13 protein-coding genes and 1 tRNA gene are annotated in these 18,260 nt (G+C 34.5%); 7 read left to right on the top strand and 7 right to left on the bottom strand.

Annotated elements, in window-relative coordinates:
- The first annotated feature begins 183 nt into the window (after window positions 1–183).
- Entirely contained in the window at window positions 184–573 is a 390-nt protein-coding gene (locus CSW08_RS13115) for an SPOR domain-containing protein (protein ID WP_106660325.1), read from the top strand.
- Between the two features lie 70 nt (window positions 574–643).
- Here the strand turns inward: CSW08_RS13115 and infB are convergent, their stop codons facing one another.
- The 3 genes from infB to rimP are packed head-to-tail and all read right to left on the bottom strand — an operon-like array spanning window position 644 to window position 5,187.
- Entirely contained in the window at window positions 644–3,451 is a 2,808-nt protein-coding gene (gene infB, locus CSW08_RS13110; protein WP_106660324.1) for a translation initiation factor IF-2, read from the bottom strand.
- 29 nt (window positions 3,452–3,480) lie between these two features.
- On the bottom strand, window positions 3,481–4,713 hold the full coding sequence (nusA, locus tag CSW08_RS13105; protein ID WP_106660323.1) for a transcription termination factor NusA: 1,233 nt from the start codon (window positions 4,711–4,713) through the stop codon (window positions 3,481–3,483).
- 12 nt (window positions 4,714–4,725) lie between these two features.
- The gene (rimP, locus tag CSW08_RS13100) at window positions 4,726–5,187 is read right to left on the bottom strand and encodes a ribosome assembly cofactor RimP (RefSeq protein ID WP_106660322.1); all 462 of its coding nucleotides are present in this window, start codon (window positions 5,185–5,187) and stop codon (window positions 4,726–4,728) included.
- Window positions 5,188–5,322: 135 nt separating this feature from the next.
- On the opposite strand from rimP, the gene CSW08_RS13095 reads away from it, so the two are divergent.
- Window positions 5,323–6,147 (top strand): universal stress protein, encoded by an 825-nt coding sequence (locus CSW08_RS13095; protein ID WP_106660321.1) that lies wholly within the window; start codon window positions 5,323–5,325, stop codon window positions 6,145–6,147.
- Between the two features lie 61 nt (window positions 6,148–6,208).
- On the opposite strand, the gene CSW08_RS13090 is transcribed toward CSW08_RS13095, so the two are convergent.
- Window positions 6,209–6,281: transfer RNA gene (locus tag CSW08_RS13090), tRNA-Gln, on the bottom strand.
- A gap of 252 nt (window positions 6,282–6,533) precedes the next feature.
- Here CSW08_RS13090 and CSW08_RS13085 point away from each other — a divergent pair.
- Both CSW08_RS13085 and CSW08_RS13080 read left to right on the top strand, forming a co-directional pair.
- Window positions 6,534–9,890: a glycosyltransferase family 117 protein gene (locus CSW08_RS13085; RefSeq protein ID WP_106660320.1), complete on the top strand. Its 3,357-nt coding sequence runs from the start codon at window positions 6,534–6,536 to the stop codon at window positions 9,888–9,890.
- Window positions 9,891–9,904: 14 nt separating this feature from the next.
- A complete protein-coding gene (locus tag CSW08_RS13080; RefSeq protein ID WP_106660319.1) occupies window positions 9,905–10,558 on the top strand; it encodes a polysaccharide deacetylase family protein in 654 nt (217 codons plus the stop codon).
- Here the strand turns inward: CSW08_RS13080 and CSW08_RS13075 are convergent.
- Window positions 10,555–10,851 carry a thioredoxin family protein gene (locus CSW08_RS13075; protein WP_100610177.1) on the bottom strand — a complete coding sequence of 99 codons (297 nt, stop codon included), beginning with the start codon at window positions 10,849–10,851 and terminating at the stop codon, window positions 10,555–10,557. The two genes, CSW08_RS13080 and CSW08_RS13075, sit on opposite strands and share 4 nt — an antisense overlap.
- A 239-nt stretch (window positions 10,852–11,090) precedes the next feature.
- Window positions 11,091–12,326 carry a metallophosphoesterase gene (locus CSW08_RS13070; protein WP_106660318.1) on the bottom strand — a complete coding sequence of 412 codons (1,236 nt, stop codon included), beginning with the start codon at window positions 12,324–12,326 and terminating at the stop codon, window positions 11,091–11,093.
- Window positions 12,327–12,509: 183 nt separating this feature from the next.
- On the opposite strand from CSW08_RS13070, the gene polA reads away from it, so the two are divergent.
- The 3 genes from polA to aroE all read left to right on the top strand — a co-directional run bounded on the left by polA (window position 12,510) and on the right by aroE (window position 17,183).
- Complete coding sequence (gene polA, locus CSW08_RS13065) at window positions 12,510–15,362, top strand: DNA polymerase I (RefSeq protein ID WP_106660317.1); 2,853 nt, start codon at window positions 12,510–12,512, stop codon at window positions 15,360–15,362.
- 18 nt (window positions 15,363–15,380) lie between these two features.
- Window positions 15,381–16,226 (top strand): hypothetical protein, encoded by an 846-nt coding sequence (locus CSW08_RS13060; protein ID WP_106660316.1) that lies wholly within the window; start codon window positions 15,381–15,383, stop codon window positions 16,224–16,226.
- A gap of 63 nt (window positions 16,227–16,289) precedes the next feature.
- Window positions 16,290–17,183, top strand: coding sequence for a shikimate dehydrogenase (aroE, locus tag CSW08_RS13055; RefSeq protein ID WP_106660315.1), 894 nt, complete (start codon window positions 16,290–16,292; stop codon window positions 17,181–17,183).
- A gap of 67 nt (window positions 17,184–17,250) precedes the next feature.
- Here the strand turns inward: aroE and CSW08_RS13050 are convergent, their stop codons facing one another.
- Entirely contained in the window at window positions 17,251–18,156 is a 906-nt protein-coding gene (locus CSW08_RS13050; RefSeq protein WP_106657880.1) for an IS982 family transposase, read from the bottom strand.
- Window positions 18,157–18,260 lie beyond the last annotated feature (104 nt).

The raw sequence follows: 18,260 nt of genomic DNA, 5'->3' as shown, positions 1-18,260 counted from the left end.
TGGTATGATTTTTTCTTTCAATAACAAAAAAAACGCAGTTATAAAATCTCAGGCAAAAGTAATATTAAAAGTCGATTTTAGAAACGCTCGAGAGGCGTTATTGATAATTTAGAGGGATTCTAAATAATAAAATGAGCCATATTTAAGTTTGTAACGTATACATTTGTATTAATATATTTGAAAATGAAAACATTGAATTTAAAAGTACCCGTATTTGCCATTATTTGTTTTGTTTATGCATCAAACAGTTGTGGTGCACAACAGGGATCCGTTTCTGTAAATCAGGATAAAAAAATAGCTACATTACTAGATTTAAGGAAAGATATGAATAAGAATGATAGTGATTCCGATCGTTATAGAATTCAAATTTATTCTGGAAATAGGGCTGCTGCAGAAAATTTCAGAACTGATTTTAGTTCAAAGTTTGATAAATGGGATTCGACCATTGAATTTGAAACACCTAACTACAAAATTTGGGTTGGAAACTTTAGAACCAAGATAGAGGCCGATAGGGCTTTAAAAGAAATAAAACAAAAGTTTTCAAGTGCTTTTATTTTTAAACCCAAAAAGTAAAAATATAATCATAAAAAAAGGGACTCCATGGAATCCCTTTTTTTTATGATATAAGTTTAGAAAGATACTTTTATTTAAGTTTCTTTTTAACTTCAACTTCATGGAATGCTTCAATAATATCACCTTCATTAATATCATTGTAGTTTTTAATTTGCATACCACAATCAAATCCTTTAGTGACTTCTTTAGCATCATCTTTAAATCGCTTTAATGATGATAACTCCCCAGTATGAACAACAACACCGTCCCTGATTAAACGAATGCTTGAGTTTCTATATATTTTACCATTGGTAACCATGCAACCTGCAATACTACCAATTTTAGTCACTTTAAATATTTCTCTAATTTCAGCAGTACCGGTAATTTCCTCTTTAAGCTCTGGAGATAACATACCTTCCATAGCATCTTTAAGGTCATTTATGGCATCATAAATAATAGAGTAGGTTCTGATATCTATTTCTTCTTTATCGGCAATCGATCTTGCATTTCCAACAGGACGTACATTAAATCCCACAATAATAGCATCGGATGCAGATGCTAATAACACATCACTTTCTGTAATAGCTCCAACACCTTTGTGTAAAATATTAATTTGAATTTCTTCAGTAGATAATTTTTGGAACGAATCTGTTAATGCTTCAACAGAACCATCCACATCACCTTTAAGGATAATATTCAATTCTTGGAAATCTCCCAAAGCAATACGGCGACCAATTTCATCAAGGGTAATATGACGCTGTGTTCTAACCGATTGTTCACGTTGCAATTGAGCTCGTTTAGAAGCGATTTGTTTTGCCTCACGTTCATCATCAAATACATTAAACTTATCTCCAGCTTGTGGTGCTCCGTCCAATCCTAAAATAGATACAGGTGTTGATGGCCCGGCAGCGGTAACATCATTTCCACGCTCATCATGCATGGCTTTTACCTTACCACTATTTTTTCCCGCTAACACATAATCGCCCACTCGTAAAGTACCAGCTTGCACCAATATAGTTGATACATACCCACGCCCTTTATCAAGGAAAGCTTCCACAACGGTTCCAGTGGCATTTTTATTCGGATTTGCTCTAAGCTCTAATAACTCGGCTTCAAGCAATACTTTTTCTAATAATTCTTTAACTCCGGTTCCTTTTTTAGCTGAAATATCATGCGATTGGATTTTTCCACCCCAGTCTTCAACCAATAAATTCATTTGAGCCAATCCCTCTTTAATTTTTTCAGGATTTGCATCAGGTTTATCTATTTTATTGATAGCAAAAACAATGGGCACACTGGCAGCTTGTGCATGGGCAATAGCTTCTTTGGTTTGTGGCATAATATCATCATCCGCCGCTACAACAATAATAGCTAAATCTGTTACTTGTGCTCCACGTGCACGCATCGCGGTAAACGCTTCGTGACCTGGTGTATCTAAGAATGCTATTTTTTGACCACCCTCCAATACAACGCCATAAGCACCAATATGTTGAGTAATACCTCCAGATTCTCCAGCAATCACATTTTCTTTACGGATATAATCCAATAATGATGTTTTACCATGATCTACGTGACCCATGACGGTTACAATAGGCGCTCTAGGCAATAAATCTTCTTCTGAATCTTCTATGACTTCAATGGATTCTTCAATATCGGCAGTAACAAACTCTACTTTATAACCAAATTCATCAGCTACAATAGATAGGGTTTCCGCATCTAACCGCTGATTCATTGTTACCATCATTCCAAGCGACATACATGCAGAAATAATTTGAGTTACTGGCACATCCATCATGGTAGCGACTTCACTAGCCGTAACAAACTCGGTAACTTTAAGTACTTTACTTTCCGCAGCTTCTAGCTCAAGATTTCTTTCCGTTTGGTCTCTATGATAGTCTCTTTTCTCTCTTCTATATTTAGCTCCTTTACCTTTAGAACCTTTTCCTTGTAACTTTTCAAGTGTCTCTCTTACTTGTTTTTTTACATCTTCGTCACTAGGCTCTTCTTTTAAAATAGGTCGTCTTGCTTGACCAGGCTTATTGCCTTTAAATCTATCATTTCTGTCATTTGGACCTGAACTTGGCCTTGGTGAAGCATCTGTTCTTGCTTGAGTATTATTATTACCCGCTTGAGGCCCTCCCACTTTACTAATTCTACGACGCTTTTTCTTATTGGCAGCATTCGCATCATTTGGTTTCGTTTCAGGTTTTTTGTCTTCCTTTTTCTTCTTCGGTTTATTAAATTGACTTAAATCAATTTTATCACCAGATATTTTTGGACCTGTAAGCTTTTGGTATTTTGTTATTAATGTCTCTTCTTCTGGAACACCATCTTCGTCTTTTACCGTTTCTTTAACCACAACAGGCTTAACAACCTCATTTTTTGGAGTAACAGCTTCCGGTTTCTTCACCACAGGCTCAACAGCTTCAGCTTTCACCTCTTTAGCCTCTTTCACCTCTTCTTTTAAAGGTTCTGGTTGCTTAACAAGGTCTTCTTGAATGGCTTTCTCCTTCTCCTTCTCAGGCTCTGGTTTTGCTTCCTTCTTTTGTGGCTCTAAATCTATTTTACCAACTTGTTTAGGTCCAGAAAGTGTTCTAGTAGCTTTATAAATTTCTTCTCTTTTGGCGGCTTCTTTTTGTCTTTCTTCAATTTCACGCTCACGTTGTTCACGCAATACTTCTTTTTCTTTAAGTTTTGCTTCACTAACCTCTATAGATGCTACCTTTTTGTTTGCATCTATTTGAAATTCATTAGAAAGAAGCGTGTGAATCTCCTCTGATATTTTTGTATTCGGGCTCTTTTCTATCTCTACGCCTTTGTCTTTTAAAAACTCCGTTGCGCGATCAATAGAAATATTGAGTTCCCTTAATACTTTATTTAATCTTACTGTTTCAGCCATAAATTGCCTTTAAAATACTCAAATATATGTTATTCTTCAAATTCTTCTCTAAGAATTCTAATAACGTCATTAATTGTTTCTTCTTCTAAGTCTGTTCTTTTTACTAAATCTTGAACATCTTGCTCAAGGATACTTTTAGCAGTATCAAGTCCAGCTTTACTGAATTCTTTAATAATCCATGGTTCAATTTCATCGGAGAACTCAGATAATTCCACATCCTCTTCGGCACCTTCTCTAAACACATCTATCTCATAACCTGTTAATTGACCCGCCAAACGGATGTTATGTCCGCCTCTACCAATAGCTTTACTTACTTCTTCTGGTTTTAATATAACCTCAGCACGTTTTGTTTCTTCATTTATTTTAATGGAAGTAACCCTAGCTGGGCTTAAAGCTCTGGTAATATAAAGCTGTAAATTGTTTGTATAATTGATAACGTCTATATTCTCATTTCCTAATTCGCGAACAATTCCATGAATTCTAGAACCTTTCATGCCTACACATGCTCCAACAGGATCAATTCTGTCATCATAAGAATCTACAGCTACTTTAGCCTTTTCCCCTGGAATCCTTACCACATTTTTAATGGTTATAAGTCCGTCAAAAACCTCTGGTATTTCTTGTTCAAACAATTTCTCTAAAAATGCGGGGGAGCTTCTAGACATAATAATAGTTGGTTTAGCACCTTTAAGCTCAACACTATCTATAACACCTCTTACATTGTCTCCTTTTCTAAAAAAGTCTGAAGGGATTTGTTTTTCTTTTGGTAATACAATTTCATTACCTTCATCATCCAATAAAATAACAGCTCTGTGACGAATATGATGCACCTCAGCCGTATAAATTTCACCAATTAAATCTTTAAATTGTTTGTAGATAATGGTATTATCGTGTTCGTGAATTTTAGAAATTAAATTTTGGCGTAATGCTAAAATAGCCCTTCTGCCTAAATCCACCAACTTTACTTCTTCAGATACATCTTCACCTACTTCAAAATCGGGTTCGATTTTACGTGCTTCTGATAACGAAATTTCTTGGTTTGGTTCTTCAACCTCACCATCTGCAACCACAACTCTATTTCTCCAAATTTCTAAATCTCCTTTATCTGGGTTAACAATAATATCAAAATTGTCATCATCTCCAAATTTCTTCTTTAGTGCGTTTCTAAAAACATCCTCTAAAATAGCCATTAACGTTACACGATCAATTAACTTGTCGTCTTTAAATTCTGAAAAAGATTCAATTAACGCAATATTTTCCATACTCCTTTTGAATTAAAATTTAATCAACACTTTTGCTTCTATAATATCATGGTAAGCGATATTAGCTTGTTTCTTCACTACTATTTTTCCTTTCCCTACAGGTTTAGGCTCTTTAGCTTTCCACTCTAGGGTTATCTCGTTTTCGGTTGCATTTACCAAAACTCCTTCTATAACTTCAGAAGTTGTCTTTACCATAAGCTCCCTAGACGTATTTTTTATATACTGTCTTCTATTGACTAAAGGAGATGTGGCTCCAGCAGACATGACTTCTAATGAAAAATCTTCTTCTTCTCTATCTAAATTGTGTTCGATAGCGCGACTGATAAACATACAGTCTTCAACAGAAACACCTTGATCGCCATCAAGAACAACTTTAATCTGATTATCTCCCTGAATAGAAAAATCGATAAGAAACAAATCACTTCGTTCTAACAGGGCATTTTCTAATAAATTTTCAACCTTAGTCTTAAACATTTTTATTATAAAAAGAGGGGACTTCTCGTCCCCTCATATTTCTGTTTTGCCTAACAATGGCGCAAATATATAATATTATAATTGATTTATAAAGTAATAATTTATAAATTTATACGAATCTTACTGCCGTTAATCATGAAAAAAATACTTGTTCCTACTGATTTTTCCACTCAAGCTGAAAACGCATTAAAAGTCGCCGCTCAGCTAGCAAAAAAACATCATTGCGCCATTCATTTACTTCATATTATTGAATTGCCTCTTCAAAAAGTAGATCCTGTAATTGCTAACAACGATTTACCAGAAGCTATTTTTTTTATGAAATTGGCTAGGAAGCATTTTGAAACATTACTTAAAAACGACTATTTAAAAGACATAACCATTCACGAACATGTGGAGTTTAATGATATATTTAAAAGTGTTTTTCATGTATGCGAAAAACATAAAATTGATTTAATCATTATGGGTTCTAAAGGAACTAGCGGTCTAACAGAAATGCTTATCGGCTCAAATACAGAGAAAGTGGTTCGCACCTCTGAAGTCCCTGTTTTAGTAATTAAAAAAGAACATGAAACGTTTAATATAAATGACTTTGTATTTGCGTCAGATTTTAATGACGAGAGCATAATACCGTATACAAAAGCCACTGATTTTGCTAAACTTTTAAAGGCGAAAATCCACTTATTAATGGTAAATACACCAAATAAATTCATGACAACCCTTGAAGCTGAAGAACGTATGCTAAACTTCACCAAAAATATTAATTTTAAAAATTTCATCATTAACATATATAATGACGAAACCGTTGAAAGCGGTATTATGAATTATGCAAAATCTATTAATGCAGATTTAATAGGAATGAGTACTCACGGCAGGCAAGGCATCTCACATTTCTTTAATGGTAGTATTAGTGAAGATCTGGTAAACCATGCCAAAAGACCTGTTATGACATTTAAAATTTAAACATTTTATATAAAAACAAAAAAAATCCTGACTCAGAATAGAATCAGGATTTACAATTATGTTGGCTTACTAGGGCTCGAACCTAGACTCTTCTGGACCAAAACCAGACGTGTTGCCAGTTACACCATAAGCCAATGCTGGCGAATTTATTAAAGTAAAATTCTAAAACTTTTGTTCAATTATTTTACATTTGTTTCTGTTGCCATCCCGATAGCTATCGGGAACACCATAAGCCAATGTGTAATTGAGGGTGCAAATTTAGCACAAAGTTTTATTTGAACAAGCATTTTTTAAAAAATAATCTTGAATACTTAACGTTTACTTAAAACCATTATGCGATTGCATAATTATTACTAAATTCGCCGTAGTAAAAAACAAACATCTTCATGACACATTTTAACTTTAAAAAATGGAACACCATAACAGGCTGGTTCGCTTTTTTAATAGCTTTAATAACGTACAGCTTAACTGTTGAACCTACCGTAAGCTTTTGGGACGCCGGGGAGTATATTTTAACTGCGTCAAAATTACAAGTTGGCCATCCACCTGGAGCGCCTTTGTTTCAAATGCTGGGAGCCTTTTTCTCTATTTTTGCTATAGAACCGTCGCAAATTGGCTGGATAATGAATATGATGAGTGCCGTATCTAGTGCTTTCACTATTCTGTTCATGTTTTGGACCATTACCATACTACTCAAAAAATTGGTTGTTTATTCAAGTCACAATAAAGAAGAAAACAACAACAATTACACTGAAGTTTCTTTAACCAAACAACAATATATCGCTATTTTAGGAAGTGGTTTGGTAGGCAGTTTGGCTTTTACATTCACGGATTCTTTTTGGTTTAATGCTGTTGAAACCGAAGTGTACGCTATGGCAACTTTAATCATGGCTATTCTATTTTGGCTCGGACTTCGTTGGGAACAAGATATGGATAAACCTAGAAGCAGCAAATGGCTCATTTTAATTTCATTTGTTATAGGCCTATCTTTTGGTGTGCATTTCATGGGATTACTGACCATTCCAGCCATTGGTCTTGTGTATTATTTCAAAAATTATAAAGCGATTACCATAAAAAATTTCATTATTGCCAATGTAGTTTCCGTGGCAATCCTGCTATTTATATTCAAATTATTAGCGCCTAACATTCTTAAAATCTTTAGTGCTTTTGAAATCTTTTTTGTAAACAGCCTAGGGCTTCCTTTTAATTCAGGCTCTATAATAGCGGGCATCTTATTAGTTGCTATTATTTATTACGGGTTAAAATACACCAAACAGAAAAATTACAAACATTTAAATACTGGTATTTTATGCTTGACCTTTATTACTATTGGGTTTTCAACATGGTTAATGCTTCCTATTCGGGCCAATGCTAATGTTGTTGTTAATGAAAATGATCCCTCAAGCGCAAGGGAATTACTAGCATATTACAATTTAGAACAATACCCAGAAACACATTTGTTTTATGGGCCATTGTTTACAGATCAATATGCTTATTTAGACGATAGTAATCCGTATTCAGACGACAAACCAAAATATGAAAAGGATGAAGCCACCGGTAAATATGTGATTGTAAACGATTACAAAAATGCTAAACAAAATTACAATTCCAAACACGCTGCCATACTCCCCAGAATGTGGAGTCCAGAACATGCCGAAAATTACATGATGTTTTCAGGGTTTTTAGATTTCAAATTAAAGCCCGAATACCAAATGGAAAACGAACTGCGAACTTTGGTTAATGATTTTAAAAATAATGTTGCCAAAGGTAATGTAGACTATGAAGATTATAATAACTTCTTAAAACGTTATAAAAACTATATTGATGTTGAAAAACCTTCCTTATTTTCAAACATCACCTACATGTTTCAATATCAGCTAGGCTATATGTACTGGCGTTACTTTATGTGGAATTTTTCAGGAAGACAAGACGACATACAAGGCAGATATGACAACCATGGTAATTGGATAACTGGTATAAAACCATTGGACGAAAAACTTTTAGGCATGTCTCAAGACAATCTGCCTAGTGATATTAAAGATAATAAAGGGAGAAACACCTATTACCTATTGCCTTTTATTTTAGGCTTATTAGGCTTTTTCTTTTTATTCAATAAAGACAAAAAATTGTTTTGGGTGATGCTAGTGTTTTTTCTTTTTACAGGAATAGCTATTCAGTTTTATACCAATGTACGCCCTTTTGAACCTAGGGAACGTGATTACTCGGTAGTTGGTTCATTTTATGTTTTTGCTCTTTGGATTGGTTTTGGCGTGTATGCCTTATATGAAGCCCTGAAAAAATATTTGCCTTCAAACATAACTGCACCATTAATTACAGTGGTTTGCTTGGTTTTAGTGCCTGGTATTTTAGCTTCCGAAAATTGGGATGACCATGATAGATCTGATAAATACACAGCCAATTCTATGGCAAAAATGTATCTGGATTCGTGTGCGGAAAATGCCATATTATTCACTATTGGCGATAACGATACCTTTGCGCTTTGGTACGCCCAAGAAATTGAAGGTTATAGAACAGATGTACGTATTATAAACACCAGTTTATTCCAAACGGATTGGTATATAGACCAAATGAAACGTAAAGCTTATGAAAGTGATCCTATTCCCTCCCAACTTACTCATAACGATTATAAATTTGGCACTAATGAATATCTTGCTGTTGAAAATTTAATTAGTGACACGTTACAAGTGAAACAACTCTTGGATATTGTACAAAGTAACAACCCTAAAACAAAATATAAGTTTGTCCTTGAACAGCGGGGTTACGATGCTTCAGACTTACAGCAAATAAGAAGTCAGGACTTAAACTCCAATTATGTGCCAACACAAAATTTAAGGATTCCCGTAAACAAAGAAAATGCTTTAAAATATGGGATAGTAAAACCTGAAGATGCCGATAAAATAGTGCCCTACATTGATATCAAAATCACAGGCAGTGCTTTATTAAAAAACAGATTACTTATGTTGGATATTGTTGCCAATAATGAATGGAAACGCCCAATTTATTTTACGGGTGGAAGTTTTGGCGATGATGATTATATCTGGATGAAAGATTATTTACAGTTAGATGGCATGTGCTATAAACTAGTCCCTATTAAAACGCCTGTTAGTGAAGCAAACCCTTTTGATATGGGGCGTGTAGATAGCGACCTGATGTACGAAAAAGTAAAAAAATGGGATTGGGGAAATAGCGGCGGTGATATTTACCACGATCCAGAAACCCGTAAAAACTCTATAACTTATAGAGGTAATTTGGCTAGACTCATTGAACAGCTCATAAATGAGAATAAACTAGAAAAAGCTGAAGAAATAGCCGATATAGCCATGACCAACATGCCTGTTGATTATTTTGGGTATTACACACTTTTAGAACCTTATATTAGTGCTTATTATGAAATAGGGAACAAAGAAAAAGCTCAAAAATTATTCAAACAAGTCGCTAAAAAATATCAGGAAAACTTAAGATACTACAGCAGTTTAACAATAAGTAATCAAGAAACTTTATTTGAGGATATTTATACTGACATTCAACGGTATAAGGGTTTAATTGATGTTTTAATTAAATATGATCCTGAATTTGCTGAAAACGAAAGTGATATTTTTAATAATAATTTAAAATTATTCACGCATTTTTATGGTGATGAAGATTCAGACACTAACGAGCAACCACAAGATACAGATATCTTAATTGACAGTTCTGAAGGCTTAGAGCCAATTAACGAATAGTTTTTATAAGGCCTATGACCTTAACACCCATCAAAACACCATTAGTTGCGAAAAAGATGTTCCCAAACTATGTTTGGGACATCCCAACTGATGATAAAATAGTCTATCTTACCTTTGATGATGGCCCGACACCCGAAATTACTAATTGGGTACTAAACACTTTAAAATCCTTCCATGCAAAAGCTACTTTTTTTTGTATTGGAAAAAACATTGAAAACTATCCTGACATCTTTCAAGATATTTTAAATGAAGGCCACACTGTTGGAAATCATACCTATAATCATGTAAAGGGTTGGAAAACTAAAGCCAAAGATTATTTACTTGATATTGAAAAAACGCAGGGGATACTAAATTCTCAAATGATGGATTTGTCGTCTTCAAACGTTAATCTCTTTCGTCCACCGTATGGTCAAATAACGCCTAAACAAGGAAAAGAATTAATGAAGCTAGGATACAAAATAATTATGTGGGATGTCATATCTTTTGATTGGGATAAGACGATAAGTATGGAAACCTGTTTAAATAATGTTACAACAAAATCTACTAACGGCAGTATTATTGTTTTTCATGATAGTGTAAAAGCCTCAAAAAATATGCAATACACATTACCAAAAGTATTAAAATACTTTAGTGAAAAAGGCTATAGTTTTAAACCTTTAATTTTTTAAATATATTGCTGAATGATGCCTATAAGTGTATTGGCATCTTGTTCTCCACTTTGACGCCATTTCATTTCGCCATTTTTATAGATAATCAATGTTGGCAATCCTTTCACACGAAGGGCTTCTGCTAATTCTTCATTCTTTTCAACATCAATTTTAATGACCTTAGCTTTATCCCCTAAAGCTGCAGCAACATCTCTTAGCACAGCGTGCATAGCAGTAGATTGCTCATTCCATTCTGTAAAAAAATCTAACAAAACAGGAATATCTACATCAATAAGTTCCCCAAATTTTGACATACTTTATTGTTTATTAGTCAAATACACTTATACAAACCTACATATTTTTTTCATATGTAGATAATATTTGTTTTTTAAAAGTCATACGAAATCGCTTATCTTCATTCGTGTTTGTAAGCAAACATCTTGTTTAGGGCGATTTCATATTACAAATAATTGCATTAATCAAAAATACATTTCTCAATGGATTAATATAAAAATACGTAATTTCTTTATATGAATGGTGATTTACAAAGCAATTAAGATACGATAGTCCCCTTTTTAAGTTCTATAACCGTAATTTCTGGCCAAATGCCCACACGCCCTGGAAAAGCCAAATATCCAAAACCTCTATTTACATTAATATACTGACCCATTTCTTTATAAATACCAGCCCAATATTTATAGCGCCATTTAGAAGGGCTCCATTTAATCCATCCAGGAATTTCAATACCAAATTGCATGCCGTGGGTATGGCCACTTAATGTTAAATGATAATGATAAGCGTCTTGAATGACTTCGTTTTCCCAATGTGATGGGTCGTGGCTCATCAATATCTTAAAATCGTTTTCACCAATATGTTTTGAGGCCTTTTTTAAATCTCCTGCTTTTTTAAATCCTCCAACACCCCAATTTTCAACCCCAACTAACGCGATTCTATCACCATCTTTTTCAAGATACCTACTTTCATTAAGCAGTAAATCAAACCCTAATTGCTTTTGAATTGCTTTTAAATCTTCTAAGTTTTTGTGTTTGGCTTCATTTGATTCCCAAGACACATAATCGCCATAATCATGGTTTCCCAAAATTGAAAACAAACCATCTTTAGCCCTAAGGTTACCAAAGATGCCCATATATGGCTGCATTTCTTCGGCTTTATTATTTACCATATCTCCAGTAAATAAGATCACATCACTTTCTTGCTCATTTATTAAGTTTACAGCATAGTGTACCTTTTCTACATTATCGAAACTCCCAGAATGTATATCGCTAATTTGAGTAATTTTATAACCATCAAAGGCTTTAGGTAAATCTTCAAAGTGCAACGTATATTTTAAAACTTTAAAATTATAACGACCCTTATAAATCCCATATATGATGGAGGCAAATGGGATTGCTGCCAAGCCCAAAGCAATTTTACTAATAAACTCCCTTCTTGGGGGAAAATAATGGCCTTGTGCTGAATTGCCTTCAGTAAAATATCTGTAAACGGCCTGTGGTACCCTGAAAATATCTTCACCAAACATAACCAAAAGCAAAACCATTTTGGGAATTAAAATGGCTATAAAAAATCCAACAGCATAAGCATTAGCATGCGAAAACCCATCGCTTCTATTAAAGCCATAATAACTATAAACAAAATTGCCTACTACCAACAAGGTAATTATCCAATATATAGCTAGAAGCCAATTATTTTTACTAAGAGTTCTAAATGCCTGAAAAGCATAAAAATCTAAAATTCCAAAAATAATTAGAAAGATAGTCCAACGAAGCATAGATTTTTTATTCAAAGATAATGGTATTCTAAATTAATAGCCAACAAGTGAATTTTATTTAACTATTAGTTAAGATTCAACCCTTATACTAGTTATTAAAATCACTAAACAAATAGCTTACCCATTAATTTCCATTTTAAAGATAACTTTTTGTAGCTTTGGTTTTCTATCAAAAAAACCAAAATGTCAAATCAAAAACGTCTTTTCCTTGTTGATGCCTATGCCCTCATTTTTCGTGGTTATTATGCCTTTATTAAAAATCCGAGAATCAATTCTAAGGGCACAGATACCTCAGCTATTATGGGGTTTATGAACTCCCTTTTAGATGTTATAAAAAGAGAACGACCAGACCACTTAGCTGTTTGTTTTGATAAAGGCGGCAGTGTTGATCGCGTGGAAATGTTTGAAGCCTACAAAGCCAATCGAGATGTAACACCAGAAGCTATTAAAATTGCCATTCCCTATATAGAAGATATTTTAAAAGCCATGCATATTCCTATTATGGTAAAGGAAGGCTATGAGGCCGATGATGTTATTGGAACCCTTTCCAAACAAGCTGAAAAAGAAGGTTATAAAACCTTTATGGTAACACCCGATAAAGATTTTGCACAATTGGTTTCTGAAAATATTTTTATGTATCGCCCTGTTTTTGGTGGTGGTTACGAAACTTGGGGTATTGAAGAAGTGAAGAAAAAATTTGAGGTAACAGACCCATTACAGGTCATTGACTTTTTGGGCATGATGGGCGACTCTAGCGATAATATCCCTGGATTACCGGGTGTTGGCGAAAAAACGGCGAAAAAACTGTTGGCAGAATATGGTAGTATGGAAAACCTGTTGGCAAATACCCATGAGTTAAAAGGAAAAATGAGGGAAAACATAGAGAATGCTAAAGAATTAGGATTGCTTTCAAAAAAACTTGCTACCATTATGTTGGATGTTCCTGTTGATTTTAACTCAAAGGATTTTGAGCTAGACCATCCCGATATTCAAAAAGTAACTGAGATTTTTGAAGAATTAGAATTCAGACAACTATTGGCAAATTTTGTAAAAACATTTTCTGTTGAAGCTGAAACAAGTTTAACAGAAAAAACTACTGAAAACGTGAAAAATTCCCCTTTGGGGAAAACGTCCGAAGGACAAAAGGGGCATGCCGGTGCTGGTCAATTTTCATTATTTGGAAATGATGGTGAAGAAAAAGTAATAACAAATTATAGCTCAAGAGATACCGCAGCCAGCAAATCACATTTTTACCAGAGTGTCGCTCCCGGAATGGCAACGAAACTATTTATCAAAAATTTATTGAATCAGAAAAGTATTTGTTTTGATACCGAAACCACAAACATTGACCCTATTATAGCCGAATTGGTCGGCATTGCATTTTCTTGGGAAATAGGCAAAGGATTTTACCTGCCATTTCCAGAAAACCAAGCCGAAGCTCAAGAACTTATTGAACAACTGCGTCCGTTTTTTGAAAATGACACTATTGAAAAAATCGGTCAGAATTTAAAGTACGACATCAAGGTACTTCATAAATACAACATCAAAGTACAAGGTAAATTGTTTGATACCATGTTGGCGCATTATCTTATCAATCCCGATATGCGACACAATATGGATGTTTTGGCAGAAACCTATTTGAACTATACGCCTATTTCCATTACCGAACTCATTGGTAAAACTGGTAAGAATCAAATAACCATGAGAGATGTTCCATTAGAAAAACAAACGGAATACGCTGTTGAAGATGCCGATGTAACACTTCAGCTTAAGGAACATTTTGAAAAAGAATTGGGTGAAGCCAATATTCAGAAACTATTTGATGACATAGAAATTCCATTGTTGCGCGTTTTGGCCTCAATGGAATTGGAAGGCATCAATTTGGATGAAAACTTTTTAAAATCATTGTCGGTTGTATTAGATAACGACATCAAGACATTAGAAGAAAACATCTATAAAGTGGCGGGAGAAACCTTTAACATCGCTTCGCCAAAACAATTGGGTGAGATTCTTTTTGATAAAATGAAACTTGTTGATAAACCAAAAAAAACCAAAACAGGGCAATATGCTACGTCCGAGGACATATTGAGCTATTTAGCAAAAGACCACGAAATCATTCAGCATATTTTAGATTATAGAGGCTTATCAAAACTAAAAAGCACCTATGTGGATGCCTTGCCAAATCAAGTGTTAAATATCACTGGTAGAGTACACACAGATTATATGCAAACCGTTGCCGCCACTGGACGTTTAAGCAGTAATAATCCAAACCTTCAAAACATTCCCATTCGTACAGAACGTGGCAGGGAAGTGCGTAAAGCATTTATCCCCCGAAATGATGATTATGTTTTATTATCTGCCGATTACAGTCAAATAGAACTCCGTATCATCGCCGCTTTAAGCAAAGAAGAAACCATGATAAATGCTTTTAAAAACGGTGAAGATATTCATGCGTCAACAGCATCAAAAGTATTTAACGTCCCTTTAAACGACGTAACTCGAGAACAACGAAGCAATGCCAAAACCGTTAATTTTGGTATTATATATGGTGTTTCCGCTTTCGGATTAAGCAATCAAACAAATCTCTCCAGAAGCGAAGCCAAAGAACTTATTGATACATATTACACAACCTATCCTAAATTACGAAGTTATATCAGCGAACAAATTGATTTTGCTAGAGATCATGGTTATGTGCAAACAGTTTTAGGAAGACGCCGGTATTTAAAAGATATTAATTCTAGAAACGCTGTTGTTAGAGGAGCGGCAGAACGTAATGCGGTAAACGCACCCATCCAAGGTAGTGCGGCCGATATTATTAAAATAGCCATGATAAATATATATGATAAGCTAGAAGCTGGCAATTACAAAACAAAAATGCTTTTGCAAGTACATGACGAGTTGGTTTTTGATGTTTTTAAACCTGAATTGGAAACCATCAAAACCCTTGTAAAAACTGAAATGGAAAATGCCTATAAACTTGAAGTCCCGCTTGATGTAGATTTGGGCGTTGGAAATGACTGGTTGGAAGCACACTAAACACTAAAAATTATTAAAATGAAATCAAAAAAAATTATTTTACTTGTTATAGCAACTATTTTTATGTTATTTGAAAGTCATGCTATAAACCCAAAACCTTCAGAGGTAGCTAAATTTAATATAGAAAAAGATTTGCTATTAGTTCAATTTGACTGTAAAACTGATGTAGACGACCTTCATACAGTAGCTGCTTTAATGACGATTTTGTCTCACCCCAATTTTTCAAAAATAAATTATCATGCAGTTGCCGGCACTTACGGTATTCAAGAGGGGCTTTATGTTCCACCCAATGCTTTATTTAAACTGGCATTTGGAGATAATTGGACAGATGCACATGAAAATTTAAAATCAGCTGTTCAACAAGTGAAAGCTAAAATAAAAGCAACCCTCGACAACCAAGGTGATATTTGGATTGCAGAAGCAGGACAATCAGATTTCACTGCTGAACTTATAAAAGCCATACAAACGGATTTACCTGAAATAAAAATTTCTGAACGCATTCATGTCGTTCAACATAGTGAATGGAATGAAAATTCTACTTCTCCATCGAGTTTGCAATTTGTAAAGGAAACTGCAAATTATATAAAAATTCCTGATGGTAATTCTGTTGGTAACGGAACTCCAGGGTTTCGTTCCTCTGAGTATACTCAATGGAAAGATAAAATGAAGAACCCTAAGTTAATCGAAATTTGGCAGCTCGCTATAGATTTATCAAACGAATATAACGGAAAAGATGGGCGTTACCTTAATGAAGCCGTAGCAGCGGGTGGTTTGGATTTCTCTGATCTATCGGAAGTTTGTTGGATTTTGGAAGTACAGGATATTGAGGATGCTGAACAATTTTTTAATCTTTATTCCAATTAAAAACTTTTAATTTACCCCATAGATTTATTTAATTGAAAACTACTGCCTTCACAATTTATTATCATGGAAAATTCCAATAAAAACAAATTGAAACCCTCTCCTGACTTTTTGCCACAGTTAACAGCCTGTTTTGCGCAGCCTGCCGCTGAAAATCCTACTGTAGTGATGGTAGAAGCAGCCTATCAACATCATGGATTACATTTTCGTTATATCACCTGTGAAGTTAGTCCACAAAACCTAGAAGCCGCAGTAAATGGTGCCAAGGCTATGGGTTGGGCCGGCTTTAATTGTTCTTTACCTCATAAAGTAGCAATCATCCAACATTTGGACAAACTCGGAGAATCGGCACAATTAATAGGTGCCGTAAATACGGTTGTAAAACAGGGTGATACATGGATTGGTGAAAATACAGATGGCAAAGGTTTTTTGCAAGCCCTTAAAAAACATATCAATCCCGAAAATAAACATGTTACCTTATTTGGTGCTGGCGGTGCTGCAAGAGCAATAGCTGTAGAATTGGCATTAGCTGGAGTCTCATCAATAACCATTGTTAACCGCAGTAAAGAGCGTGCTCAAGCTGTTGTTGCATTATTAAATAATAGCACAAGCGCAAAGGCCATTTATCAGCCTTGGACGAAAAAATATGCTATTGCCACGAGTTCAGATATCGTAATTAACGCCACGAGTATTGGATTATATCCCAATATAAATGAACAATTGAACATTGATTTTACTTCCATGACTATTAATATGTTAGTTGCTGATTGTATCCCCAATCCGCCACAAACACATTTATTACAAACAGCAACAGCAAAGGGTTGTAAAACAATTGATGGATTGCAAATGTTGGTTAACCAAGGTGTTATTGGCATTAAACATTGGACAGGAGTAGATGTAGATGCTACTGTAATGCACGATGCCTTAAAAAAAGCATTGTATATTGATACTAACAAATAATTTTAAGTGCAAGGTAAACAATAACTTAACTAAATCACCTCAGTTAAATAACGTGAGTTCGATGTAATTATAAAGTTAAATACAGTTGCTTTGTATCGACGAAGTTGTTTTTTAAAGAAGGTTTTCTATCTTTAAAATTATAGGCAATAAGTGAGGCAAAAATATTATTGAAGTAGTTGGTTACGCTTCTATGTCTAGAATGTTCAACTTGGCAAATGTTCTTGAGTTGGTCAAAAATAGTTTCGATAATGGCCCTTTTTCTTAAATGATAAGCATCTTGCACAGGGGTCAATAGTTTTGTTTTCATGTTCTTTTTAAGCTTGGTTACCAGATGCACTCCATTATAGAACAACTCAGTAAATAGATCTTTGGAGATGTAGCCTTTGTCACCAAAGAGCTTCCCAAACAGCTTTTTAACAAAGGCTTTGAAGCGTAAAGGTTTTCTATCATCCACATTGCCTTTAGTTATCATAAAATCAATGATACCGCCTTGGTCATTGGTGATTATGTGCAATTTGAAACCATAGAACCAACCCAGGGAACATTGTCCCCTTTGTGCCAAATCCTTGAATACCCTATGTTGGTTAATTCTTCGCTTGTCACAAACCCTTAGGGGCGTAGAATCTATAAAACTAATCCCCGTACAATTTGCCAATCCACAAACTTTGAGGTAAATAGCCAGGGGCATAAAGCTTTGCCCTTTGAGTTCCACCATACGATTATAGGATACCAGGTTTGGAAAATAACTGGTTAGATGTTTTGAGACATAGCCTATATAAAAATCCTTGAAGGTTTTATACCCGGATAAATGGAAAAGCACTTGAATGGTCATTACTTCAGAGAGGCCCATTTTTGAAGCTCTGGTGCGCTTTTTTCCATTGGCCAGTAGGCTTTTTTGCCAAAAAGGGACAAATTCAAGACAAAAATCATCAATAGAACAGAAAATTTCAGTAATTTTAGAATCGGAAATCATAGCGAAATATTTAGTTATATAATTGAAATTCAGAACTTTAATTTACTAAATTTTTCGCTTTTTTATTATAAATAAATCAACTTTTTTACGTCGAACTCACGTTA

The sequence above is a fragment of the Confluentibacter flavum genome (assembly GCF_002843175.1).
Classification (GTDB): Bacteria; Bacteroidota; Bacteroidia; order Flavobacteriales; family Flavobacteriaceae; genus Confluentibacter; species Confluentibacter flavum.
Note: the sequence above shows the minus strand (reverse complement) of the source record. Positions and strands in the feature narration are given on the sequence as shown.